Below are 24325 nucleotides of genomic sequence, written 5' to 3'. Positions count from 1 at the left end.
GGGGTGCCCGCGCTCCTGGCCGGAGAAGCCCGGCTTGGGGCGCCCGGGCGGGCCGGGACCGGGGGCGCCGGGCCGGGTGGCCCGGGCCGGGACCGGGGGCGCCGGGCCGGGTGGCGGATCTGCCGCCCGTGGCCCGGCCCCGCGGCCGTACGAGGCGGCCGTGTCGAGCGGACCCCCGCCCCCGAGGACCGCCACCGCGATGTCGTCACCCTGATCCCGGACGGCCGTGCGCACCTCCAGCGCCTCGACGGAACCTCGACGGATCCGCGACGGATCCGCGACGGCGTCCCGAACGAGCTGATGGGAGCCCTGCCGGATCCGAACGGGCCCTGCCGGCAAGCATGTTGGAGCCCTTGCCGTCGCGCTGGGAGGCGGCGGGCGAGTGTCACGAATTTTGGTCTAGACCTTGACAGGTCCAGACCAAAGCCGCTTCGCTTGGCCTTCCCCCACGGAAGGACGAGCGCATGCTGCGACGCCTGCTCATACTCGTGTCCGCTCTCTGTACGGCCGTCGGACTGGCCGTCTTCCTCCCCGTCGCGTCGGCGGGCGCGGCGCCCGCCTGTGTGGCCGCGTGGAACTCCTCCAGCGTCTACACCGGCGGGATGACCGCCTCCTACAACGGCCACAACTGGTTCGCCAAGTGGTGGACCCAGAACGAACGCCCGGGCTCCTCCGACGTCTGGCGCGACGAGGGCACGTGCGGCGGCGGTGGTACGACCCCGCCGCCCACCTCCGGATTCGTCGTCAGCGAGGCCCAGTTCAACCAGATGTTCCCGAGCCGGAACTCCTTCTACACGTACAGCGGCCTGACGGCGGCCCTCAGCGCCTACCCGGGCTTCTCGAACACCGGCAGCGACACCGTGAAGAGGCAGGAGGCCGCGGCCTTCCTCGCCAACGTCAGCCACGAGACCGGCGGACTGGTCCACATCGTCGAGCAGAACACCGCCAACTACCCCCACTACTGCGACCAGGGCCAGCCCTACGGCTGCCCCGCCGGCCAGGCCGCCTACTACGGCCGCGGCCCCATCCAGCTCTCCTGGAACTTCAACTACAAGGCCGCCGGTGACGCGCTCGGCATCGACCTGCTCAACAACCCGTACCGCGTGGAGCGCGAGTCCGCCGTCGCCTGGAAGACCGGCCTCTGGTACTGGAACACCCAGAACGGTCCCGGCACGATGACCGGCCACAACGCGATGGTCAACGGCGCCGGCTTCGGCCAGACGATCCGCTCCATCAACGGCGCCCTGGAGTGCGACGGCAAGAACCCCGCCCAGGTCCAGAGCCGGGTGAGCAAGTACCAGCAGTTCACCCAGATCCTGGGCGTGCCGACGGGTGCCAACCTGTACTGCTGAGGTCGTGACGGCCGCGCCTCGCGCGGCTCCGTGGAGGGGGCCGACGCCCCCTCCACACGCCCGCCCGGCGCGGCGCGGGCGACCGAAGCGGAAGTCATCCGGGCGACGGGGCCCCCGACGAGGGCTCCGCACCGGCCGGGGGAGCGGGCGGACCGCTCGCCTCGACCGCCTCCAGCGCCGCCGACAGCCGGTCGAGGACCCGCGCCGTCTCCGCGAGCGCCGCCGGCCCGCCCAGCTCCGCCGCCAGACGCCCCGCCAGTTCCGCGTGGCCGGGATCGATGCGGCCGATCGCCGCCCGGCCCTCGGCGGTCGGGGTGAGGAGCTTGGCGCGGCGGTGGGCCGGGTTCGGCTCGTACACCGCGAGCCCCCGGGTCACGAGGAGGTCCGCGATCCGCTGGACGCTCTGGCGGGTGATGCCCATGGCCCGGGCGATCCCGGCGACCGGCAGCGGCTCCCGGAGGACCGCCCCCAGCACCTGCCACCAGGCCGCCGTGAGTCCCGCGGGCTCGGCCAGCCTCTCCGACACGGCGAGGAACTGACCGTTCAGACGGAACACCCCGAGCGCGGTCCGCGAGAGGGCGTCCTGCTGCTCCCGGCTCACGACCGCCCCGACTCCTCGGCCGCGCCCGTCGCCGCGTCGGCGCTCCCGTCCGCGGCCTCACCCTCGTCCTGCGCGTTGAGTGTCTCGTACGCCGCCGGGTCCGAGTCGTGGAAGAGGCGGTACCAGGCGTCGAGCTTCTCGCCCTCGAAGGCGGCCATCCTGCCCAGCACCTCGCGGGCGAAGGCGACCGGCTCGGTCGGTCCTGCGGTGATCAGGTCGCCGGCGCCGTCGGCGCCCCTGTCGGTGACGGCGTCCGCTTCGACGTAGTGGGCGGCCCCCTTGTAGCCGGTGGCGGCGAGGTAGAAGGAGACGGCGCTCGTGTGGGCGCGGTCGTCGAGGAGGCCCTCGCGGGCGAGGCCGGCGGTGGCGCCGCAGATCGCCGCGACCGGCGTGCCGGAGTCGAGGAGCGCGCGGGCCTTGGCCGCGAAGGGGGCGAGCGCGTCGCCGGTGTCCCAGAGGTCGGCGCCCGGGAGGATCAGGAGCGCGGTGTCCTCCGGCCGCAGGTCGTCGAGGGCCAGGTCGGGGGTGACGCGCAGCCCGCCGAGGGTGGTGACCGGGGCGGTGGTGGGGCCGACGGTACGGATCTCGTGGCCGGCGCGGGCGAGCCAGGCCGTGGCGTGGCCCGTCTCCCAGTCGGCGAGGGTGTCGTAGACGGCGAGATGGACGGTGCGGGGCATGTCGGGCCTCCTGCGGAGTCGGTGCCGTGCCTTATGACAGTAGGCTGTCATTTCGACAGCTTACTGTCAATGGGTCTCCTCGGTCCGCCCGCGCCGCCGACCGCCTCACAAGGTGTCGCGTCCCGGTCGGTCTCGGTGGACAAGATGGTCATGGCCGCTCCGACCTGCGCGTCCTTACCCTGGGCCCATGACCCCTCATGTCGAACCCGACCCCCAGGCCGGCGCGGCCGTGAAGGCCGCCGACCGCGCGCACGTGTTCCACTCCTGGTCCGCCCAGGGCCTGATCGATCCGCTCGCCGTCGCCGGCGCCGAGGGTTCGTACTTCTGGGACTACGACGGCAACCGCTACCTCGACTTCACCAGCGGCCTCGTCTACACCAACATCGGCTACCAGCACCCCCGTGTGGTCGCCGCCATCCAGGAGCAGGCCGCGAAGCTCACCACCTTTGCGCCCGCCTTCGCCATCGACGTACGCTCCGAGGCCGCACGCCTCATCGCCGAGCGCACCCCCGGCGACCTGGACAAGATCTTCTTCACCAACGGCGGTGCCGAGGCCGTCGAGAACGCCGTCCGGATGGCCCGTCTGCACACGGGCCGCCCCAAGGTGCTCTCCGCCTTCCGCTCGTACCACGGCGCGACCTCCACCGCGATCAACCTCACCGGCGACCCGCGCCGCTGGGCCTCCGACACCGGCTCGTCCGGCGTCGTGCGCTTCTGGGCGCCGTTCCTCTACCGGTCGCCGTTCTACGCCACCACGGAGCAGCAGGAGTGTGAGCGGGCGCTCGCGCACCTGGAGGACACCATCGCCTTCGAGGGTCCGGCCACCATCGCCGCGATCATCCTGGAGACCGTCCCCGGCACCGCCGGCATCATGACCCCGCCGCCCGGCTACCTCGCCGGGGTCCGCGAGATCTGCGACAGGTACGGCATCGTCTTCGTCCTCGACGAGGTCATGGCGGGCTTCGGCCGCACCGGAAAGTGGTTCGCCGCCGAGCACTTCGGCGTCGTGCCCGACCTGATGACCTTCGCCAAGGGCGTCAACTCCGGTTACGTGCCCCTCGGCGGTGTCGCCATCAGCGCCGAGATCGCCGCGACGTTCGACAAGCGGCCCTACCCCGGCGGCCTGACCTACTCCGGGCATCCGCTGGCCTGCGCCGCCGCCGTCGCCACGATCCAGGTCATGGAGGACGAGAAGGTCGTCGAGCACGCCGCCCGCATCGGCGAGACCGTCCTCGGCCCGGGCCTGCGCGAGCTCGCCGAGCGCCATCCGTCGGTCGGCGAGGTCCGAGGCATGGGCGTCTTCTGGGCGCTCGACCTGGTGAAGGACAAGGAGACGCGCGAGCCGCTCGTCCCGTACAACGCGACGGGCGAGGCGAACGCCCCCATGGCGGCCTTCGCCGCGGCGGCCAAGAAGCACGGTCTGTGGCCCTTCGTCAACATGAACCGCACCCACGCCGTACCCGCCTGCAACGTCTCCGAGGCGGAGGCCAAGGAGGGCCTCGCCGCCCTCGACGCGGCGCTGAGCGTGGCCGACGAGCACACCGCGTAACCACCGGACCGCGGCCCGAAGCGGCCGCTCCGGGGGTCCCTCCGTCTGGTCTAGGGTGTCCCAAGCCGGACGGAGGGGGCCGACGATCATGGCCGCGAGCGCAGCTGTCACCCGCAACACCCTGCGGCGGCAGATCGCGGACGCGCTCCGTGACGAGGTCCTCGCTGGGCGTCTGCAACCGGGCCAGGAGTTCACCGTCAAGCAGATCGCCGAGCAGTACGGGGTGTCGGCGACGCCGGTCCGCGAGGCCCTGGTCGACCTGTCCGCGCAGGGGCTCCTCGACTCCGACCAGCACCGCGGTTTCCGCGTGCACCAGTTCACGGTCGACGACTACCGCGGCATGGTCGAGGCCCGGATGCTCGTCGTCGACGGCATCTTCCGCCGTCACGCCCCCGCACCGGCTCCGCTCACGGCCGCCGTGCCCGACGTGGGCATCGGCGTCGCCCTCGTCTCCGTACGGCGCCGCGGCGAGGCGGCGGCGCGGGCGGCCCGCGCCGGTGATCTGGACATCCTCATCGGCTACGACATCCGCTACTGGCGCGAACTGGGCCGGCTGGTCGCCGCGAACGACTACATCGCCGACTTCCTGCACCGGCTGCGCGTCCAGGCGTGGGTGTTCTCCGTGCCGTACCTCCGCTCCGACCGGGACCGGCTGGGCTGGCTGTGGAGCGGACACGTGGACCTCGTCGACGCCATCACCCGCGGGGACGCGCAGGCGGCGGTCGCCTACGTACGAGCGCACAACGCGCAGTCGCTGGAGTGGGCGGACCGCCTGGACCGGCAGGCGGGTTGACCCGGGGCCTCCACGGGCAGGTCACCAGCGGGTGTGCGGCGTGTCCGACGCCGATTACCCTGGCCGTCCCTGCAACTGACGGAGAGCGAGCCTCCCTTGGCCTGTGACCTGTGGCTGGTCCCCCTTGTCGACGTGCTGTGCCACAGCCCCGACAACCCCTTCGCCGAAGAGATCGCCGCCTACGACAAGGCCCTCACCGCGTCCGGCCTTCCCACCGTCCCCGTGTTCGCCTACATGCCCGGGCTCTCCGGTGACGTGGCGCCCGTCGCCGGATTCGACTACGACGCCCTCCACTTCCTGCGCCGCGCCTACCTGCTGCAGATCTGCGGCCTCCCCGTCGAGCCGGTCGACGAACTCGGCGGGGACTACGAGCAGCTCCTGGAGATGTTCGAGACGACCGCGCAGCAGTCCCACCTCGTCTGGCACTACGACCACGCCGGTGCGTACGTCCCCGTGGACTTCCCGGCCCCCCTCTCCAACGACGAGCTCCTGGAGGGCGGAGGCCCGCTCGGGTCCTCGCAGGGGCTGCTGCGCGAGCTGGAGTTCGTGGCGCCGGCGATCGGGATCGATCCGTCCAACCCGCCGGCCGCGCCGCTGCCGCCGGAGCGGCCGACCTCGCTGGAGGAACCGGCGGTGCCCGTCGCGTACGACGACAATCCGTTCGCCCGGGAGCGTCACGTGTGGCTGGGGCTGCACGCGGCGGCGACGCGGAGCCTCGGGCAGGGATCGATGATCATCCTCAGCTGATCCGTCCCGGGTCCGGCGGAGGGGCGCGCGGCGATCGGCGCCCCTCCGGTCAGCGCGGCTCCGGCGGGCGCTGCCTCGGCATGTTCGGGCGGGTGCCCGGGGGCAGCGGGAAGCGGGGCGCCGGAGGGCCGGCGTCCGGACGGGAGGGGCCCGTGCCGACCGACTGCAGGGCCAGCGGCGCCGGACCGGAACGGAACTCGACCATCCAGTCCACCGTCTCGGCCCGCACCAGCTCCGTCACGTCCTCCGAGAAGCGCCGCAGCACCCCCAGGCACCGCTCCGCCGCCTCACTGGCCGTCCCCTCCGTCGGCCCGAGCACCTCGCGCACGTTCTCGGACGCCCAGTCGAACTGCAGCACCTGGAGCCTGCGCTGCACCGCCTGGGCCGTCGCCACGTCCCTTATCCAGCCGGACGTCAGCCCGAAGTACCGGTCGCACGCCAGACAGGCCGCCGCGAGCAGCAGGGACAGGTAGCCCCACCCGGCCGCCCCGTGCGCCGCGACCCCCGTCAGGTCGAGGAGCGGCAGCGCCGCGCCCGCGATGACGCCCAGCGCCGTACCGACCCGGAGCGCGCGTGCGCAGCGGCGCTTGCGGGCGCGGTCGGAGAGGTACCACTCCGCCGTGCGCAGGGCGTTCGTCTCGACCCACCGGTACAGCTCGTCCAGCCGTTCGGCGGGCTCGCCCCAGTCGCCGAGCGGGAAGGGTGCCCCGGTCAGGTCACGGGACGCGGCGGGTTCTCCGGGCAGTCCCGCCCGCCCCCGCTGCCCCTGCTGCCCGTGCTGCCCCGGAGGCGGCTGCGGCGGCTGCATCTCCGGCTGCTGGCTCACCGGGGAACTCCTCTGTTCAGCTCAGCGACGCTCGTGTCCTTCTGTGACGTGCGGTGCACGTGGTGCCTGCCCTTCCTACCGCCGAATGGTGGGCTGTGGGCCCGGAATCCCGGGTTTTCCGCCCGCAAGAGGGTTGTGATCAGGTAGAGGAGCCCGCAGTTTCTCACTCGAAAGAGTTGTGGCGGCGTCCCGGGCGGGGACCACGTAGGCTCGGCCTACCGAACATCAGTCGTCCGGATGCCCTTCGTATCCGTCGAAATGCCAGGAGTGACCGTGATTCCCGGTGGTGGCCAGCCCAACATGCAGCAGCTCCTCCAGCAGGCCCAGAAGATGCAGCAGGACCTCGCGCGTGCTCAGGAGGAGCTCGCCGCGACCGAGGTCGAGGGGCAGGCGGGCGGTGGTCTCGTCAAGGCGACCGTGAACGGCTCGGGCGAGCTGCGCGGCCTGGTGATCGACCCCAAGGCCGTCGACCCGGAGGACACCGAGACGCTGGCCGACCTCGTCGTGGCCGCGGTCAAGGCCGCCAACGACAACGCCCAGGAGCTCCAGCAGGCCAAGCTGGGCCCGCTCACGCAGGGCCTGGGCGGCATGCCGGGCCTCGGTTTCTGAGCCCTCGCGCGCCCCTCCGAGCCCTTCTGAAGCCCTTGCGGGGCCGCGGCTTCCGCGCCCGCACTTCTAAGCCGCCCCCGCAGCTACTACCGTAAGAATCAAGCAGACCCGAGAAGGGCGTTCCGTTGTACGAAGGCGTGGTTCAGGACCTCATCGACGAACTGGGCAGGCTGCCCGGCGTCGGTCCCAAGAGCGCGCAGCGGATCGCCTTCCACATCCTCCAGGCCGAGCCCACCGACGTGCGCCGGCTCGCGCACGCGCTGCTCGAAGTGAAGGAGAAGGTCAGGTTCTGCGCGGTCTGCGGCAACGTGGCACAGCAGGAGCAGTGCAACATCTGCCGCGACCCGCGCCGGGACCAGACGGTCATCTGCGTGGTCGAGGAGCCGAAGGACGTCGTGGCGATCGAGCGGACGCGCGAGTTCCGTGGGCGCTACCACGTGCTCGGCGGCGCGATCAGCCCGATCGAGGGCGTCGGCCCGGACGATCTCCGTATCCGTGAGCTGCTCACGCGGCTCGCGGACGGCACGATCACCGAGCTGATCCTGGCGACCGACCCGAACCTGGAGGGCGAGGCCACCGCGACGTACCTGGCGCGGATGATCAAGCCCATGGGACTGAAGGTCACGCGCCTCGCGAGCGGCCTGCCGGTCGGCGGCGACCTGGAGTACGCCGACGAGGTCACCCTGGGCCGTGCCTTCGAGGGGCGGCGCCTGCTAGATGTATGACGACAGGGCCGACACGGCCCGTGCGCTCGTCCGTGAGCTCAAGGGAGGCACCCTCGATGTCTGACGCCACGCTGCACTCCATCACGCAGGACCCGGACGACTTCGCGGTCCAGATCGCCGACTCGATCGAGTCGTTCATCGTGGCCACGACGGAAGTGGCCAAGGGCGACGAGCCCGACAGCGCGGTCCCGTTCCTGCTCCTGGAGATCTCGCAGCTGCTGCTCGCGGGCGGGCGGCTCGGGGCGCACGAGGACATCGTCCCGGACGAGCGGTACGAGCCCGACACGGGCCCGGACGTGGACGTCGACGACCTGCGCATGAGGTTCGCCATGCTCCTGGAGCCGGTGGACGTCTTCTCCGAGGTCTTCGACCCCTACGAGCCCCGCAAGGCGCCGGTGCCCTGCCGGATCTCCGACAACCTCGCCGACATCGTCACGGACCTGCGGCACGGCCTGGCCCACTACCGGGCGGGCCGGACGAGCGAGGCGCTGTGGTGGTGGCAGTTCTCGTACTTCTCCAACTGGGGTCCGACGGCCTCCGGCACCCTGCGCGCCCTCCAGTCCCTGGTCTCCCACGTCCGCCTCGACCAGCCGCTGGCGGAGCTGGACGGCCTCGACACGGACGAGGACCTGACGGAGGACGACCTCGCGGAGGAGGCCGGCCGCGTCATGGCGGCGGAGATCGGCGGCCCGCTGGGCATCGGCGTGCGCGTGGTGAAGAAATAGCGGCGTGCCGCTCGCCCAGGCCCCCGGACCGCGGCTTCGGCCTGTGACCCCGCCCACAAGTCCGCGTAGCGCGCCGCGCCCGGGGCAGGGAGTCGTCCACGGGCAGCCCGGGCCGACGGCCGTGATCACTACCTGAGCGGGACATCTCAGGATGTGATATAGGGTCGGTGATTCCGAGCTGCTCGTTAAACTGAGCCGACCGCAGTGATGACTGCGGCAGACACTGAGCGAGGAGCGCACGTGGGCCTTGTCGTGCAGAAGTACGGAGGCTCCTCCGTTGCCGATGCCGAAGGCATCAAGCGCGTCGCCAAGCGAATCGTGGACGCCAAGAAGAACGGCCACCAGGTGGTCGTCGTGGTTTCCGCGATGGGCGACACGACGGACGAGTTGATCGATCTCGCCGAGCAGGTATCCCCGATCCCTGCCGGGCGTGAGTTCGACATGCTGCTGACCGCCGGAGAGCGGATCTCCATGGCGCTGCTGGCCATGGCGATCAAAAACCTGGGCCACGAGGCCCAGTCGTTCACGGGCAGCCAGGCCGGCGTCATCACCGACTCGGTCCACAACAAAGCGCGCATCATCGATGTCACGCCGGGCCGGATCCGTACCGCCCTCGACGAGGGCAACATCGCGATCGTCGCCGGCTTCCAGGGTGTGTCCCAGGACAAGAAGGACATCACCACCCTGGGGCGCGGCGGGTCCGACACCACCGCCGTGGCGCTGGCCGCCGCCCTCGACGCCGAGGTCTGCGAGATCTACACCGACGTCGACGGTGTCTTCACGGCCGACCCGCGGGTCGTCAAGAAGGCGAAGAAGATCGACTGGATCTCCTTCGAGGACATGCTGGAGCTCGCCGCCTCCGGCTCCAAGGTGCTGCTGCACCGGTGCGTCGAGTACGCACGCCGCTACAACATCCCGATCCACGTCCGCTCGTCCTTCTCGGGGCTTCAGGGCACATGGGTCAGCAACGAGCCGCAAGGGGACCGCAAGGTGGAGCAGGCCATCATCTCGGGCGTCGCCCACGACACCTCCGAGGCGAAGATCACCGTCGTCGGCGTGCCGGACAAGCCGGGCGAGGCCGCGGCCATCTTCCGGGCGATCGCGGACGCCGAGATCAACATCGACATGATCGTCCAGAACGTGTCCGCCGCCTCCACCGGCCTGACGGACATCTCCTTCACCCTCCCCAAGGCCGAGGGCCGCAAGGCCATCGACGCCCTGGAGAAGGCGAAGGGCGCGATCGGCTTCGAGTCGCTGCGCTACGACGACCAGATCGGCAAGATCTCCCTGGTCGGCGCCGGTATGAAGACGAACCCGGGCGTCACCGCCTCCTTCTTCCAGGCGCTGTCCGACGCGGGCGTGAACATCGAGCTGATCTCGACCTCCGAGATCCGCATCTCGGTCGTCACCCGCGCGGACGACGTGAACGAGGCCGTGACGGCGGTCCACACCGCCTTCGGTCTCGACAGCGACTCGGACGAGGCCGTGGTCTACGGCGGCACCGGTCGGTGACGAACCGGTGTCCCGGTACCTCCGCGCGCACACGGCGCCTCTGACGGCCGCGCGCACGGAATCGGCGCCGGGGCCGGCCTCGGAATCGGCCCCAGCCGGTTCCGGCGGGCCGTCGACGGGCCGCCGATGAGCGGCAAACCGACGCTCGCGGTCGTGGGAGCGACCGGAGCCGTCGGCGCGGTGATGCTCCAGCTCCTGTCGCAGCACGCCGACGTCTGGGGCGAGATCCGCCTCGTCGCCTCCCCCCGCTCGGCCGGCCGCAAGCTGGCCGTGCGCGGGGAGGAGACCGAGGTCCTCGCGCTGAGCGAGGAGGCGCTGGAAGGCGCCGACCTCGCCCTCTTCCTCGTACCCGAGGACATCGCGGCCCGCTGGGCGCCGATCGCCGCGGCCAAGGGCGTGGTGGTCGTCGACACCTCGGCCGCGTTCCGAGCTGGACCCGGACGTCCCCCTGGTGGTGCCGGAGATCAATCCCCACGCCGTACGGGTACGACCCCGCGGGATCATCGCCGGACCCGGCTGCTCCACGCTGGCGCTGATCGTCGCCGTGGGCGCCCTGCACGCCGAGTTCGGGGTCAGCGAGCTGGTGGTGACCGCGCAGCAGGCGGCGAGCGGCGGCGGGCGGGCGGGCGTCGCAGCCCTGCGCGAGCAGCTGTCCCTGGTGGCCGGGACCGAACTGGGCACCCACCCCGGCGACGTACGGCGCGCCGTGGGTGACGGCAGCGGTCCCTTCCCGGGGCCCGTCGCGCTCAACGTCATTCCCTGGTCGGGCGTGCCCATGGAGGACGGCTGGTCCTCCGAGGAGCTGCGCATCCGCGACGAGACACGCAAGATCCTCGGCCTCGCCGGGCTGCCCGTCGCCGCCACGTGCGTGCGCGTGCCGGTGGTGACCGCCCACTCGGTCTCCGTCCACGCGCGTTTCGAGCGTCCCGTCACCGTCGCCCGCGCCCACGAGATCCTGGCGACCTCGCCGGGTGTGGTGCTGTACGACGATCCGGCCGCCGGTGACTTCCCCACGCCCGCCGACGTCGTGGGCACGGATCCCACGTGGGTGGGGCGGGTGCGCCGCTCGATGGACGACGAGCGGGCGCTGGAGTTCTTCGTCTGCGGGGACAACCTCCGCAAGGGCGGGGCCCTCAACGCCCTCCAGATCGCCGAATCGGTCATCCGCCACGAGGTCCGAGAGCGTCCGGAAATCGGCGTCGGGTGACCGCGTATTTTCGTAGAATCTGTGAACGTCCTGTGATCAAGGCGTCAGCAGATGGCTCTTGAACTGGGCCGATGCGATGTTCGAGGATTACCTTCCCCCCATTCTGCAACCGTAGTCCGGGCGGGACGCGTCTTCGCGTGCGCCCCTGCGGTGCCTCGCGAGCGTGCTGCGACGTGCTGCGAATTCGGGGCATTGGGGAAGAACGGGTGCGCATGACGGCAAACGGCACACCGTCGAAAACGGTGGCGTACGCGTACAACCCTGACGGGGGGAAGCGTGTCCAACAGGCGTGGCAGAGGTACTGGACATCTCAGGGATCGTCCCGCTCCGCGGCGCGGCGGTCGCCCCGGCACGGGGCACGGTCGTCGTCCCCGTACGCGGCACGGTGGTGCGCCCGCTCCGGCGGCCGCGGCCGGCCGGCGGCATGCCGGTGATCGCCCCCATGCCCACCAGAAGCCGGACGACCGGAGTGATCGGCATCCCCGCGCCGCGCGAGAGCGCTGACGATGTGGCCGCCGGGACCACCGTCGACCACCTGACGGAGACCTACCGCGCCCACTACCGCTCGCTGCTCGGGCTCGCCGCCCTGCTCCTCGACGACACGGCCTCCTGCGAGGACGTCGTCCAGGAGGCGTTCATCCGGGTCCATTCGGCGCGCAACCGCGTCCGCGACCCCGAGAAGACGCTCGCCTACCTCCGCCAGACGGTCGTCAACCTCTCCCGCTCCGCGCTGCGCCGCCGCATCCTCGGACTCAAGCTCCTCTCCAAGCCGATGCCGGACATGGCGAGCGCGGAGGAGGGCGCGTACGACCAGCTGGAGCGCGACGCGCTCATCAAGGCCATGCGCGGGCTGCAGCGGCGGCAGCGCGAGGTGCTGGTCCTGCGGTACTTCGCCGACATGACGGAGGCCCAGGTCGCCGAGACCCTGGGCATATCCCTGGGGTCGGTGAAGGCGTACGGGTCGCGTGGCATCGCCGCGCTGCGCGTCGCGATGGAGGCGACGGCATGAGTTCCGGCGACACGCACTCCGACGGCATGCGACCGGGTGATCCGCGACCGGGCGGCCCGTCACGGCACGGTCTGCCACAGCACGGTCTGCCCCCGGGTGGCTCGGAGCCCGCAAGCCGGCAGCCCGGCGGTACGAATGAGCTGCCCGACGGTGATCGCGACGACATGGGACACGGGATTGTGAACGACGGGCCCGACAAGGCGCAGGCCGACGACCTCTTCGGGGGCGACGGCCCCTTCGGCGGCGAGGAACGCGCGCTGCGGCAGCTGCTCCACAGCGCCGTCGCCGACATCGAACCCACCGACGGCGCCCTCGACCACCTGCGGCGCGCGGTGCCCGCGCGCCGCGCCCGCAAGCGGCAGGCCGTCGTCGGCATCGCCGCCGCCGTGGTCCTGATCGGTACGGCCGTCCCGGCGTTCGTGCACGTCGCCACGTCCGGAGGGACCGCATCCGACAAGGCCGTCAACGCCGGCCACGGCGAGCAGGCCCAAGGCGGCACCGGCTCCGAGACCGGCGTCGAGGGCGGCGAGAAGGGCCCGGGCACACCGACCGGCGCCACGACTCCCAGCCAGGGCGAGGTCGCGGGGGCCGGCGAGCCCGAGACCTCGGCCACCGGCGAGACGGGCGGCACGGTCCCCGGCTCCCCGCCCGCCGCCGACGCCGAGTCGGACTCCGCCCGCGTCTGCGAGGCCGGTCAGCTCGGCGTCAGCTCGGTCCAGGCCGGCGCGCCCGACGCCGACGGCAAGGTGTACGGCACCTTCCGCATCGCCAACATCTCCGGCAGCGACTGCGTGGTCAGCGGCGCCGGCAGCGTGGGCTTCGAGGCCAGGGGGGCCGCCGACCCGTCCAGGATCACGGTCGTCGCCCACGCGGCCGGGGACGCGGCGAGCGGTCTGCCCGACCCCGCGCAGGAAGCGCAGGCGCTGGTCCTGAAGCCGGACAACGCCTACGAGGTGAAGTTCGCCTGGGTCCCCGCCGAGACCTGCCCGACCACGGGCACCTCGCCCGACCCGACCACCCCGTCGGACGCCGGCGGCACCTCGGCCGGGTCCACCGGATCGACGGGCACGGACACCACGAACAACGAAGCGGCGACCCAGCTCGGCGCGGAGGACGGCACCCCCGCCGAAGGCAGTGTCGCGGTCAGCCACACCGCCGAGCCCGGCGGCCCCTCCGCCGCGGCGACGATCCCCAACGCCTGCGCGGGGACCATCTACCGCACGGGCGTCATCGACGCCTCCTGACGCGGTCCAAGGGCCCGGATCGCGTCCGGGAAGTCTCGCCCGGGCTGCGGCCTCCCCGCCCTTCGGGCGAGCGCCGGTACTTTCCGGACACTCCCCAAGGGAGAGCCCTCAGGCAAGACCCAGTTCCTCGTCGCGCTGGGCTTCCGCCTCGCGGCGCAGCAGACGGAACCACATGAAGACGACGAAGCCGGCGAAGACGAACCACTCCGCGGTGTAGCCCAGGTTCTGGAAGGCCTTCAGGTCCAGGGACGTGCCCGCCGCGGCGGTGGCCGGGACCGGCGTCAGGCCGGCGGGGGACACGGTGAGCGTCACCCACGCGTCGTAGACGTCATCGCTGACCATGTTCAGCAGGGCGCCCGCGCTGATCATGCCGAGCTGGCCCTCCGGCAGACCGCCCGCCGCGTGCACGCCCCGGGTACCGGCGCTCTCGGATGCCTGGAGGGCGCCCACCACGGTGACCTCGCCCGACGGCGGGGCCGGCGCCTTCGCCCCGGCCGGCAGCCAGCCCCGTACGACCGGCAGGGACTTGCCGCCGTCCGTCTTCAGCATCGTCAGGACGTAACTGCCGCGGCGGCCGTCCAGCTCACGGTCCGGGACCAGGAACTGCTCGCCGAACCGGCCGCTCGCCCTCGCGTGCCGGCCCGAGGTCTCCTTGTCCACCGGGAGCAGCCGCTCCAGCGGCTCGGTCCGCAGCGCCGCCGGGTCCGGGGCCCGCTCCGCCTCCTGATGGGTGTCGACGCGGTCCTCGAACTTACCCAGCTGCCACACGCCCATGAACAGGCAGAACGGGATCGCCAGCAGGACGAAGACGTTGATCCCCCACCAGCGGGGCGTTCTCAGGAACCGGTACACCCCTCCACGGTACGCAGCCCCGTCACCCCGCGACCGGCCGGGTCCCCAGGTGACGCGCGGCGAAGTCCAGCTCCAGCCGCACCTGCTTGATCCGCTCCTCCACCACCAGGGAGCCGTGCCCCGCGTCGTACCGGTACACCTCGTGGACCGCCCCCCGCGCCGCGAGCCGCTCGACGTAGTTGTCGATCTGGCGGATCGGGCACCGGGGGTCGTTGACGCCCGCCGAGATGTACACCGGCGCCGTGACCTTGTCGACGTACGTCAGCGGGGACGAGGCCTCGAACCGGTCCGGCACCTCCTCGGGCGAGCCCCCGAAGAGCGTGCGGTCCAGCGCCTTCAAGGCCTCCATCTCGTCCGCGTACGCGGTGACGTAGTCCGCGACGGGGACGGCGGCGAGCCCCACCGACCAGGAGTCCGGCTGGGTGCCGAGCCCCAGCAGGGTCAGATAGCCGCCCCAGGAGCCGCCCGACAGGACCAGCCTCGCCGGGTCCGCGAGCCCCGACGCCACAGCCCACTCACGGACCGCCGCGATGTCCTCCAGCTCGATCAGCCCGACCCGGTGCTTCAGCGCGTCCGTCCACGCCCGGCCGTACCCCGTCGAGCCCCGGTAGTTGACCCGGACCACCGCGTACCCGTGGTCCAGCCAGGCCGCCGGGCCCGAGGCGAAGGCGTCGCTGTCGTGCCAGGTCGGGCCGCCGTGCACCTCGAACACCGTCGGGAACGGTCCCTCGCCGTCGGCCGGCCGCTGGACGAGGGCGTGGATGCGGCCGCCCGGGCCCTCCACCCACACGTCCTCCACCGGCACCGAGTCCGGGGCCTTCGGGCCGGGCGGGTCCAGGACGACCTCGCCCGTCGTCGAACGCACCACCGGCGGGCGGGCCGCCGACGACCAGAGGTACTCCACACTGCCGTCGGGACGGGCCGTGGCACCCGACACCGACCCCGCCGGGGTCTCCACCCCCACCAGAGCCCCCGTCGCGATGTCGTACCGCCACAGCTCGCTCCGCGCCTCGTAGCCGTGCGCGATCAGCAGCCCCGAGCCGTCCGGATACCACTCCGCCGTGACGTCCCCCGGCAGATCGAGCCGGAGATCCCGCTCCTCGCCCGTCGCCACGTCCCACAGCAGCGGCTCCCACCGCCCCCGCCGCTGGTGCCCGACGAGCAGCCGGGTGTCGCCGTGCACCGGCGCGAAACCGAGGACCGCGAGCCCCAGCTCCTCCGTGCCGCCCCTGGTGTCGTCGAGCTCGGCCAGGACCGACGCGTCCTCCGCCCGCAGGACGCGCAGCGCGGAGTGCATGGCGTCGCCGTGCTCCGTGTGCTCGACCACGATCAGCGACCCGTCGTGCGAGAGGTCGCCCACACCCGCCGACTCCCGGTGCCGGTAGATCTCCACCGGCTCCCGCCCGCCCCGCACGAGGTGGATCGTCGAACCCTCCTCGTCCGTGGAGCGGCCCACGACGAGCGTGCCGTCCCGGCCGATCGCGAGCCCCGCCGGATAGGAGGGGGCGAGACCGGGCACGGCGGGCTCGTCGGCGCCCCCCTCGAACGGCTGGCGCATCCACACACCGAACTCGTCCCCGTCCTTGTCCGAGAACCACCAGATCCACCGGCCGTCCGGGGACAGCGTGCCGTCCGTCGTCCCGTTCGGCCGGTCCGTGACCTGCCGCTGTGTGCCGCGCGCCCGGTCCCAGGCGTACAGCTCGTACGTGCCCGTGGCGTTGGACACGAACAGGGACCGGTCCGGCGCCTCCTCCGCCCACTCGGGCAGGGACACGCGCGGCGCCCGGAAACGCTGCTCCCAGCGGGGGATCTCGGTGAAATCGCTGCTCTCCGTCATGGCTCCCATCATGCGCTGCGCCACCGACGAACGGTCCGCTCGCCCGCGATCTGTGGACAACCTCCGCGGCGGCCGCGGGCCGCGGCCTTCCGTAGGCCGTCGGCGGCTCGCGCCCCGGCCTCGGAACGGCCGGTCGGCGCGGGGGCGTTGTCGGCGCGACTGTCTACGATTCCGTCATGACCGCATTCGTCGTGGCCGCCGCCTTCCTCCTGCTCTTCGGCATCGGCGTGCTCCGCGACCGCCGGCGGTTCGGCAACGCCGTGTACCTCGGCCTCGCCGTCACCTTCCTCTGCCTCGGCCTGTTCGCCGAGATCGACGCGGCGCCACCCGGTGTGGCCGAGACGGTGATGGTCGTCGTGCTGCTCGTGCTCTGCCTCGGCCCGGTCGTCCTCGCCGGGCTGCTGTGCGCGAACGGCGTGAAGATGGTCCGCAAGGAGGGAAGGCACCCCTCCAACCTGCTCTCGCTCCTCGCCGGCCTGGGCATATACGGGCTGATAGGCCTGATGATCGTCGCCGTGGCGACGCGTTCGAGGCCGCTGGGCATCGCCGTCGGGACGGCGCTGGTGGTCATGGCGTACGTCTCGTTCCTCTTCGTGTGCTTCGTCGGCTACGCCTACCTCTACGGCCGTATGCGGGTGCGCCGGGACGCCGGCTTCGTCGTCGTCCTCGGATCCGGCCTGATCGGCGGTACGCGCGTCCCGCCGCTGCTCGCGAGCCGGCTGGAGCGCGGACGCGAGGTGTACGACGCCCTCGCCGCGCGGGGCGGGAGGCCGCCGGTCCTGATCGTCTCGGGCGGGCAGGGCCCGGACGAGGGCGTACCGGAGTCCCACGCCATGGCGGACTATCTGGTGGAGCGGGGCTTCCCCGAGGACCGGATCGTCCGGGAGGACCGCTCGGAGACGACCGAGGAGAACATGGCCTTCAGCAAGCGGCTGATGGACGAGATGGACCCGGGTGCGCGGTGCGTGATCGTCACCAACAACTTCCACGCCTTCCGCGCCGCGCTGATGGCGCGTCGGGCCGGGGTGGAGGGCCAGGTCGTCGGTTCCCCCACGGCCGCCTACTTCTGGCCGACCGCGACCATCCGGGAGTTCGCGGCGGTCTTCCTGCACCACGGCAAGGTCAATCTGGGGATCTGCCTGATCCTGGTCCTGCTGGGGGCGGCGGTGGGCCTGGCCGGCTGATGACGGCCCTGATCCCCCGGTTGCGTACGACGGTGGTGGCGACCGCGGCGGCCAGCGCGGCGGCACCGAGGCCGAGCGCCGCTCCGGACGGGCCCGACTCGTCGACGCCCTCGCCCCGCGGCTCGGACCGGACTCCGGCCGGGGCCGGCTGCGGAACGGGATGATCGGCTGCGGCGGCCGTCGGCCCGCCACCAGCGAGGACGAGCGCGACGGCGGCGGGTACGGCGGCCCGTGCTATCTGCCTGGTGTCCATGTCTCCCAGCGGAACGGAAACCGCCCGTCCGGGCCAGCCGGCAGCGCCCGTTCGGGTCAGGCGGGCCACCGGGACACGGTCATCGGGGTGCGGTCACCGTCGGGTCGGCCACCGGCGTCTCCGCCTCGCTGCCGTCCGGCGAGAGCCAGGCCATGCCGATGAGGAGGAAGACGACGAACGCGATCCCGCCTGCGGCCGCGGCCGTCTTGCGGGGGCGGCGCCGGGAGAGCTCGGCGAGTCCGCTCTCGCCCCGTCGCGCGGCCTGCCGCCGTGCCTGCGGCCCGCCCACCGGTCTCGCCTGCGCACCCCCCTGGAGCCCGCCCTGAGGCGCGGTCCGGGCGGGGGCGGGCCGGGGCGCCCGGGCGGGGTACGGCCCGCTCTGGTGCGGGGCCTGCTGGAGGGGCGCGCGCTGGTGCCGCGCAGGCGCCTGCGCGTGCGGCCGGGGGTGGGACGGGGCGTGGGGCTGCGCGTGCGGCCGGGGGTGGGGCTGGGGGTGTTCGCGCCAGGCGCCGGAGGCGAACCAGTCGGCGATGTCCCGCGCGGCGGGCCGCTGTTCCGGCTGCTTGGCCAGCATCGAGAGGAGGTACGCCTCGAAGGCGGCCGGCAGCCCCACCCCGAGCTGCCGGGGCGGAGCCGGAGGGGTGTCGATGTGCTGGTACAGCAGGGCCGTCGCCGTGTCGCCCTGGAACGGGGGCCGCCCCGTGAGGAGTTGGTACAGCACGCAGCCGAGCGAGTACACGTCGGACGCCGACGAGGCCGGCTGCCCGAGCGCGCGCTCCGGGGCGAGGTAGAGGCCGGTGCCGACGATCTGCCCCGTGGTCGTCAGCGCCGCCGACGGATCGTCGACGAACCGGGCGATGCCGAAGTCGGCGAGCTTCACGGCCCCGCCGGCGTCGACGAGCAGGTTCCCGGGCTTGATGTCCCGGTGCACCACGCCCTCCCGGTGCGCCGCGGCGAGCCCGGCGGCGGCGTGCGCGGCGATGACGGCGACCCGCTCCGGGGGCAGCACCGCGGGGGCGCCGGAGTCCGTGGCGAGGCTCGGCCCGTCGACCAACTCCATGACGAGGTACAGCTTTCCGTCCCACGTACCGAAGTCGAAGACGCCCACGACATGGGGATGGCTCAGCCGGGCGGCGGTCTGCGCCTCCAGCCGGAACCGCTCGCCCGCCGACGGGTCGGCCTCGTGCCCCAGCATCAGCTTCACGGCGACTGACCGGCCGAGGACCTCGTCCGTGGCGTGCCACACCTCGCCCATGCCGCCACGCCCGATACACATCCGGAGCCGATATCGGTCCGCGACCAGCACCTGAGACCCAGCCTTTCGTCGGTCACCAACCTGACAGGAACACTCCAGAGTAGAGCGAACCGATCATGAGCCCGATGCCGAGGCTCCCCTCGATACGACCTTGGAACAAGCGGGGGACGAGCACCGTGCCGCCTCCCGCGGTCGGGCTCCAGCAGCGAGGCGGAAACGAGTCAGGGGCCTGACCCGCTCTCGCGGATCAGGCCCCTGACCTGGTGTTTCAGCTGTCGGGGTGGCGGGATTTGAACCCACGACCTCTTCGTCCCGAACGAAGCGCGCTGCCAAGCTGCGCTACACCCCGATGTCACTGCTCAGTTCTTCACGTCGCGGCGACATCGATTACTTTAGCCCACCCGCGCTCTGAGACGAAATCCGGTTTTCGCGGAGTCGCACCGCAGGTCGGACGCGGTCCAGGCCGACGATCAGCAGCCCGACGGCGTAGAAGACGAGCCCGAGGACCGCGGCGTTGAGCAGGACGCTCGCGTAGCCGTGCTCGGCGACGTCGAGGAAGGGGTACGTGTAGCGGGTGCGGGCGTCCGGGGAGAGGAGGGCGCCGCGGGTCAGGGCGAAGGCGAGGTAGGCGGCCGGGGCGGCGAGCCACTGGGCCGCGTGGCGCCACCGCAGTGCGCCGGGGAGGGTCAGTACGAGCCAGTCGAGCGCCGCGCCGATCGGGGTGACCGTGTGGAGCAGCTGGTTGGCGACGGCCTTCCCGCCCCTGAGTCCGGCGATCTCCGCGGCCTGGTTGAACGCGCTGGACTCGTTCGCCAGGACCAGGTGGAAGACCAGGCCGACCACGCCGATGCACAGCAGCACCCCGCCGGTCCACAGCGCGGGCAGCGGGGGGCGGCCGTTCCAGGCGCGCAGGGCCGAGAGCGCGAAGACGACCGCGACCGCGATGTTCGACCAGATCGTGAAGAAGCTCAGGACGACGGGGACGCTGCCGAGGACGCATTCGATCACCACGCCGGTTGCGGCGGCCAGCGCGATCAGCGCGCGGAAGGCCGCGGCGACCGGCCGGCGCACGGCGGGCAGGACGGCGGAGGCGGGCACGGCTGCGGTCTTGGGCGTGAGCATGCCCACCACCGTAGAGGCTGACCCCCGTAAGGGGACGAATCGCTCAGGCGCGCGCCGTCAGCGTCAGCAGCGTCGCCTCCGGCGGGCAGGCGAAGCGGACCGGGGTGAACCGGTTGGTCCCGCATCCCGCCGAGACGTGGAGGAAGGAGGTCCGCTCCGCCACGGTGTGCGTGGACAGGCCCTTGACCCGGTCCGTGTCCAGGTCGCAGTTGGTCACCAGAGCGCCGTAGAAGGGGATGCAGAGCTGGCCGCCGTGCGTGTGGCCCGCCAGGACCAGTTCGTAGCCGTCCGCGGTGAAGGAGTCGAGCGTGCGCAGGTACGGGGCATGGACCACGGCCATCGAGAAGTCGGCCGAGGTGTCGGGCCCGCCGGCCACCCGCTCGTAGCGGTCCCGCTTGATGTGCGGGTCGTCCAGGCCGGTGAAGGCCAGCTCCAGGTCGGACAGCTTGAGCCGGCCGCGGGTGTTGGTGAGGTTCACCCAGCCCGCCGCGTCGAAGGCGTCGCGCATGCCCTCCCACGGGTTGTGGACCGCTCCGACCACGGGGGCGTTGCCGTTGAGGCCGTGGCGCCCCTGGGCCTTCTCCAGGAGGTAGCGGGCGGGGTTGCGCAGCCGAGGCCCGTAGTAGTCGTTGGAGCCGAAGACGTACACGCCCGGGAACTCCATGAGCGGGCCGAGCGCGTCCACGACCTCCGGCACCGCCTCCGTGTCGGAGAGGTTGTCGCCGGTGTTGACGACGAAGTCGGGGCGCAGCCCGGCCAGCGACTGGAGCCAGGCCCGCTTCTTGCGCTGACCGCACACCATGTGGATGTCGGAGACCTGAAGGACCCGCAGATCCCGCATGCCCCGCGGCAGTACGGGGACGGTCACCCGCCGGAGGCGGAACGAGCGGGCCTCGAAACCCGCCGCGTAGACGACTCCGGCCGCCGCCGTCGCCGTGAGACCTGCCGTGATCTTCAGGGGGATCCCGTACCGTGCGCGCATCTCCCCATCGTCGCAGACGGATCGCGCGCGGTCGCCGCGCGGGCGGCAGTCGGGAGGCGGTCGACCGCCCCCGGGCGGCGGCCGGGCGGCTCGGGACCGGCGCCGGAGCGGTCGCGCACGGGGTGAGCGCGTGCCGGGGCGTTAATGCGGGGGCGTCCGGCGCGTCCCACCTGACACACTTGCACCCATGACCACGCTCAAGGCCAAGCTGCAGGAAGACCTCAACGCCGCCATCAGGGAGCGCGACGAGCTGCGCTCCTCGACGCTCCGGCTCACCCTCTCCGCGATCACCAAGGAGGAGGTCGCCGGCAAGACCAAGCGCGAGCTCTCCGACGACGAGGTGCAGAAGGTGATCGCCAAGGAGGCGAAGAAGCGCCGCGAGGCCGCGGACGCCTTCGCCGCGGGCGGTCGTGCCGAGTCCGCCGAGCGGGAGAAGGCGGAGGGCGTCCTCCTCGACGCCTACCTGCCGCAGCAGCTCGGCGACGACGAGCTGGAGCAGATCGTCGCCGCGGCCGTCGCCGAGGCCGCCGGCGCGGGCGCCGAGGGGCCCCGCGCGATGGGCGCCGTCATGAAGATCGTCAACCCGAAGGTCGCGGGCCGCGCCGAGGGCGGCCGCGTCGCCGCCACCGTCAAGAAGCTCCTCGCGGGCTGATCCCGTCGAACGGGGCCGCGCGGGTCGAGCGCGTGGCGACCCGTGCCGGACGCCCGGCCCGTGATCCCCGGACCGCGTGGTCCCCGGACCCCGGCGCGTGGCGCCCGGACCGTCCTGCCCGGCCCACGAGCCGCATGCGCGCCCCCGGCGGGGAGCACCCCGCACGTGCGGCCCCGCCGCGTGACCCCGCCGCCGCAGATGAGGAAGGGCGCCCCCTCCCGGGGGCGCCCTTCCTCATGTCCGTGGCCGTCGGCCGCCTGGCTACCGGCCGCCGCCATTGCCGCCGCGACCGTTGCCGCCGCCGATCAGGTCCGGCGGGAGGGTGATCCCCGGGAAGATGTCGTCGTCGTCGCGGCCGCCGTCGCCCGGCTTGTTGTCGCCGCCCGGCTGCCGGGGCTTGCCCTTCTCCTTGTCCTCGGGCTTCTCGCCACGCGGTACGGAGATGGGGGCGAACTGCGGCGTCTCGGAGGCGCTCAGCGCGCCCGTCATCGCGATCTTCCAGATGGGGCCCGGCAGACAGCCACCGCAGACCTTGTCGTAGACCTCGCCGCCGATGGTGATGTCGTACATCGACGTCTTCTCGCCGACGTCGTCACCGACCCAGACCGCCGTGGACAGGTTCGGCGTGTAGCCGACGAACCAGGCGTCCTTGCGGTCGTTGGTCGTACCCGTCTTGCCGGCGTTGTCGCGGTCGCTCAGACCGGCCTTCGTGCCGGTGCCGTCCTCGACGACGCCCTTCAGCATCTGGTTGATGAGGTCCGCGGTCCGCTCGCTCATCGCCCGCGAGCACTCGCTCCGCGGCACCTTCAGCTTCTGCCCGGTCGCCGTCGTGATCGACTCGATGGCGACCGGGGTGCAGTACTCGCCCCGGTTGGCGAAGGTGGCGTACACGGCCGCCATGTCCAGCGGGGTGGCCTCCTGACCGCCGAGGGTGATCGACGGAAGCTCCTTGAGCTTCTTGCCGAGCTCCCGCTCGTACCCCATCTTCTTGGCCATCTCGATCGTCTCGCAGAGGCCGGTCAGCTGCTCCAGCTTGGCGAAGTACGTGTTGATGGACTTGCCGAGCGCGCTCGTCATGTCCCAGCTGCCGGCCTCGGACTCGAGCTCGTTCTGCAGGACCCAGTCGCCGGACCCGGCCGGGCCGCCGGCGCAGGTGTTGTAGGAGCTCATCGGCAGCGTGATCTTCCACGGCGTGGCGAAGGACTGCGCCGGGCTCAGCCCCTTCTCCAGCGCCGCCGCGGCCGTGATCGGCTTGAAGGTCGAGCCGACCTGGAAGCCGTAGGTCGTGCCGCCCATCTTGCTGCCGACGGCCAGGTTGAGCGTGGTCTGGTGCTGCTTCTGGTCCAGGCCGTACGGACGGGACTGACCCATCGACAGGATCTTGCCGCTGCCCGGCTGGACCTGGACGACGGAGGCGGCGACCTTGTCGTCCTCGTAGATCTTGGCGACGGCGGCCTCGTTGGCCGCCTCCTGCGCCCGCGGGTCGAGCGTGGTCCGGATGGTCAGACCGCCGAGGTTCCAGAGCTTCTGCCGCTCCTCGGACGTCTTGCCGAAGACCGGGTCGCTCAGGATCGTCTTGCGGACGTAGTCGCAGAAGAACCCGGCGCCGTCGACCGCGGTGATGCAGCCGTTCTTCGGCGCCTTCACCTTCAGCTTGATCGGCGTGGCCATGGCGCGGTCCGCCTCCGCCTGGCTGACGTCCTTCACGTCGGCCATGCGCTGTAGCACGATGTTGCGCCGCTTGGTGGCCTCCTGGACGTCGTTGACCGGGTCGTAGCGGCTCGGCGACTGGACGAGGCCGGCCATCATCGCGGCCTCCTCCAGCTTGAGGTCCGCGGCGGGCTTGGAGAAGTACCGCTGGGAGGCCGCCTCGATGCCGTACGCCTGCTGCCCGAAGAAGGTGATGTTGAGGTAGTTCTCGAGGATCTTCTTCTTCCCCAGCTCCTCCTCGACCTGGATCGCGTACTTCAGTTCGCGCACCTTGCGGCCGATGGTCTGCTGGGTGGCCTGGGCGACCTTCTCGGGGTCGTCACCGGCCTCCTCCACGAAGACGTTCTTGACGTACTGCTGCGTGAGCGTGGAGGCGCCCTGGGCCACGCCGCCCGACTGGGCGTTGCGGTTGATCGCGCGCAGCACGCCCTTGAGGTCGACGGCGCCGTGCTCGTAGAAGCGCGAGTCCTCGATGGCGACGATCGCCTTCTGCATGTACGGGGAGATCTTCTCCAGGGGCACGACCTTGCGGTCGCGCGAGTACACGGTGGCGATGGCACCGCCCTCGGAGTCGAGGATCGTGGTGCGCTGACTCAGGGGAGGGGTCTTCAGGTTGGACGGGATCTCGTCGAACCCCTCGACCGTGCCCTTGGCGGCCAGTCCGAGTGCTCCGGCCGCGGGCAGGGCAATGCCCGCCAGTACGGCTCCGGAGAGCACACTGACACCCAGGAACTTGGCGGCCTGCTGGGTCCGGGTCAGACCTCCGCCGGAGCGCTTGTTTGCCATGAGGGGCAGCCTAATCCGTCGATGGCGGCGTTCAGCGGGAGCGGGGGCCCCTCGGAGCGTTCGAGTACCAGACCGTGACATCCGAACGGCGGCGGCGGGGGTGACGGGCGTGTCGG

General features: G+C 72.1%; 22 protein-coding genes, 1 tRNA gene and 1 pseudogene. 13 read left to right on the top strand and 11 right to left on the bottom strand.

The features are described 5' to 3' along the window. The coding region (locus tag AB0K65_RS00905) for a hypothetical protein (RefSeq protein ID WP_365712909.1) at positions 1-234 on the bottom strand (234 nt) is incomplete at its 3' end. Positions 235-464: 230 nt separating this feature from the next. On the opposite strand from AB0K65_RS00905, the gene AB0K65_RS00900 reads away from it, so the two are divergent. Continuing rightward, positions 465-1352 (top strand): glycoside hydrolase family 19 protein, encoded by an 888-nt coding sequence (locus AB0K65_RS00900; protein WP_365712907.1) that lies wholly within the window; start codon positions 465-467, stop codon positions 1350-1352. A 94-nt stretch (positions 1353-1446) separates the two neighbouring features. Here AB0K65_RS00900 and AB0K65_RS00895 read toward each other — a convergent pair whose 3' ends face one another. Together AB0K65_RS00895 and AB0K65_RS00890 are read right to left on the bottom strand one after the other, a co-directional pair. Next, positions 1447-1953: a MarR family transcriptional regulator gene (locus AB0K65_RS00895; protein ID WP_365712905.1), complete on the bottom strand. Its 507-nt coding sequence runs from the start codon at positions 1951-1953 to the stop codon at positions 1447-1449. Further along, positions 1950-2630, bottom strand: a complete 681-nt coding sequence (locus AB0K65_RS00890) for a DJ-1/PfpI family protein (RefSeq protein WP_365712903.1) — start codon at positions 2628-2630, stop codon at positions 1950-1952. The genes AB0K65_RS00895 and AB0K65_RS00890 overlap by 4 nt, the downstream gene beginning before the upstream one ends. 187 nt (positions 2631-2817) lie before the next feature. Here AB0K65_RS00890 and AB0K65_RS00885 point away from each other — a divergent pair, with 187 nt between their 5' ends. The 3 genes from AB0K65_RS00885 (at position 2818) to AB0K65_RS00875 (ending at position 5719) form a co-directional block, all read left to right on the top strand. After that, positions 2818-4179 (top strand): aspartate aminotransferase family protein, encoded by a 1362-nt coding sequence (locus AB0K65_RS00885; protein ID WP_365712901.1) that lies wholly within the window; start codon positions 2818-2820, stop codon positions 4177-4179. An 88-nt stretch (positions 4180-4267) separates the two neighbouring features. Then, complete coding sequence (locus AB0K65_RS00880; protein WP_365712899.1) at positions 4268-4972, top strand: GntR family transcriptional regulator; 705 nt, start codon at positions 4268-4270, stop codon at positions 4970-4972. Between the two features lie 96 nt (positions 4973-5068). After that, on the top strand, positions 5069-5719 hold the full coding sequence (locus AB0K65_RS00875) for a hypothetical protein (protein ID WP_365712897.1): 651 nt from the start codon (positions 5069-5071) through the stop codon (positions 5717-5719). Positions 5720-5768: 49 nt separating this feature from the next. Here AB0K65_RS00875 and AB0K65_RS00870 read toward each other — a convergent pair whose 3' ends face one another. Next, positions 5769-6545, bottom strand: a complete 777-nt coding sequence (locus AB0K65_RS00870; RefSeq protein ID WP_365712895.1) for an SLATT domain-containing protein — start codon at positions 6543-6545, stop codon at positions 5769-5771. Positions 6546-6818: 273 nt separating this feature from the next. Here AB0K65_RS00870 and AB0K65_RS00865 point away from each other — a divergent pair, with 273 nt between their 5' ends. The 7 genes and pseudogenes from AB0K65_RS00865 to AB0K65_RS00835 all read left to right on the top strand — a co-directional run bounded on the left by AB0K65_RS00865 (position 6819) and on the right by AB0K65_RS00835 (position 13576). Beyond that, positions 6819-7154, top strand: a complete 336-nt coding sequence (locus tag AB0K65_RS00865; protein WP_365713616.1) for a YbaB/EbfC family nucleoid-associated protein — start codon at positions 6819-6821, stop codon at positions 7152-7154. A 125-nt stretch (positions 7155-7279) separates the two neighbouring features. Further along, on the top strand, positions 7280-7879 hold the full coding sequence (gene recR, locus AB0K65_RS00860; RefSeq protein WP_365712893.1) for a recombination mediator RecR: 600 nt from the start codon (positions 7280-7282) through the stop codon (positions 7877-7879). A 56-nt stretch (positions 7880-7935) separates the two neighbouring features. After that, positions 7936-8604, top strand: coding sequence for a DUF5063 domain-containing protein (locus AB0K65_RS00855; RefSeq protein ID WP_365712891.1), 669 nt, complete (start codon positions 7936-7938; stop codon positions 8602-8604). A gap of 240 nt (positions 8605-8844) precedes the next feature. Continuing rightward, on the top strand, positions 8845-10116 hold the full coding sequence (locus AB0K65_RS00850) for an aspartate kinase (protein ID WP_365712889.1): 1272 nt from the start codon (positions 8845-8847) through the stop codon (positions 10114-10116). Between the two features lie 126 nt (positions 10117-10242). Further along, positions 10243-11323 (top strand): annotated as a pseudogene (locus tag AB0K65_RS00845) (aspartate-semialdehyde dehydrogenase). 424 nt (positions 11324-11747) lie between these two features. Beyond that, positions 11748-12332, top strand: coding sequence for a SigE family RNA polymerase sigma factor (locus AB0K65_RS00840; RefSeq protein ID WP_365713614.1), 585 nt, complete (start codon positions 11748-11750; stop codon positions 12330-12332). Positions 12333-12496: 164 nt separating this feature from the next. After that, positions 12497-13576 (top strand): hypothetical protein, encoded by a 1080-nt coding sequence (locus tag AB0K65_RS00835; protein WP_365712887.1) that lies wholly within the window; start codon positions 12497-12499, stop codon positions 13574-13576. A gap of 108 nt (positions 13577-13684) precedes the next feature. On the opposite strand, the gene AB0K65_RS00830 is transcribed toward AB0K65_RS00835, so the two are convergent. After that, positions 13685-14428, bottom strand: a complete 744-nt coding sequence (locus AB0K65_RS00830) for an SURF1 family protein (RefSeq protein WP_365712885.1) — start codon at positions 14426-14428, stop codon at positions 13685-13687. A 22-nt stretch (positions 14429-14450) separates the two neighbouring features. Further along, positions 14451-16274 (bottom strand): prolyl oligopeptidase family serine peptidase, encoded by a 1824-nt coding sequence (locus tag AB0K65_RS00825; RefSeq protein WP_365713612.1) that lies wholly within the window; start codon positions 16272-16274, stop codon positions 14451-14453. A 167-nt stretch (positions 16275-16441) separates the two neighbouring features. On the opposite strand from AB0K65_RS00825, the gene AB0K65_RS00820 reads away from it, so the two are divergent. Beyond that, positions 16442-17449, top strand: coding sequence for a YdcF family protein (locus AB0K65_RS00820; protein ID WP_365712884.1), 1008 nt, complete (start codon positions 16442-16444; stop codon positions 17447-17449). A 332-nt stretch (positions 17450-17781) separates the two neighbouring features. Here the strand turns inward: AB0K65_RS00820 and AB0K65_RS00815 are convergent, their stop codons facing one another. The 4 genes from AB0K65_RS00815 to AB0K65_RS00800 form a co-directional block, all read right to left on the bottom strand. Further along, positions 17782-18978: a protein kinase gene (locus tag AB0K65_RS00815; RefSeq protein ID WP_365712882.1), complete on the bottom strand. Its 1197-nt coding sequence runs from the start codon at positions 18976-18978 to the stop codon at positions 17782-17784. Positions 18979-19232: 254 nt separating this feature from the next. Then, positions 19233-19306 (bottom strand) — tRNA-Pro (locus tag AB0K65_RS00810). 38 nt (positions 19307-19344) lie between these two features. After that, positions 19345-20079 (bottom strand): Pr6Pr family membrane protein, encoded by a 735-nt coding sequence (locus tag AB0K65_RS00805; protein ID WP_365712880.1) that lies wholly within the window; start codon positions 20077-20079, stop codon positions 19345-19347. Positions 20080-20122: 43 nt separating this feature from the next. After that, positions 20123-21061 carry a metallophosphoesterase gene (locus AB0K65_RS00800; RefSeq protein WP_365712878.1) on the bottom strand — a complete coding sequence of 313 codons (939 nt, stop codon included), beginning with the start codon at positions 21059-21061 and terminating at the stop codon, positions 20123-20125. A 187-nt stretch (positions 21062-21248) separates the two neighbouring features. Between AB0K65_RS00800 and AB0K65_RS00795 the strand changes: the two genes are divergently transcribed. Then, a complete protein-coding gene (locus AB0K65_RS00795) occupies positions 21249-21713 on the top strand; it encodes a GatB/YqeY domain-containing protein (protein WP_365712876.1) in 465 nt (154 codons plus the stop codon). Positions 21714-21974: 261 nt separating this feature from the next. On the opposite strand, the gene AB0K65_RS00790 is transcribed toward AB0K65_RS00795, so the two are convergent. Continuing rightward, a complete protein-coding gene (locus AB0K65_RS00790) occupies positions 21975-24209 on the bottom strand; it encodes a transglycosylase domain-containing protein (protein WP_365712874.1) in 2235 nt (744 codons plus the stop codon). Positions 24210-24325 lie beyond the last annotated feature (116 nt).

The organism is Streptomyces sp. NPDC053755 (assembly GCF_040677675.1).
Classification (GTDB): Bacteria; Actinomycetota; Actinomycetes; order Streptomycetales; family Streptomycetaceae; genus Streptomyces.
This window is presented reverse-complemented; position numbering and strand designations above follow the sequence as displayed.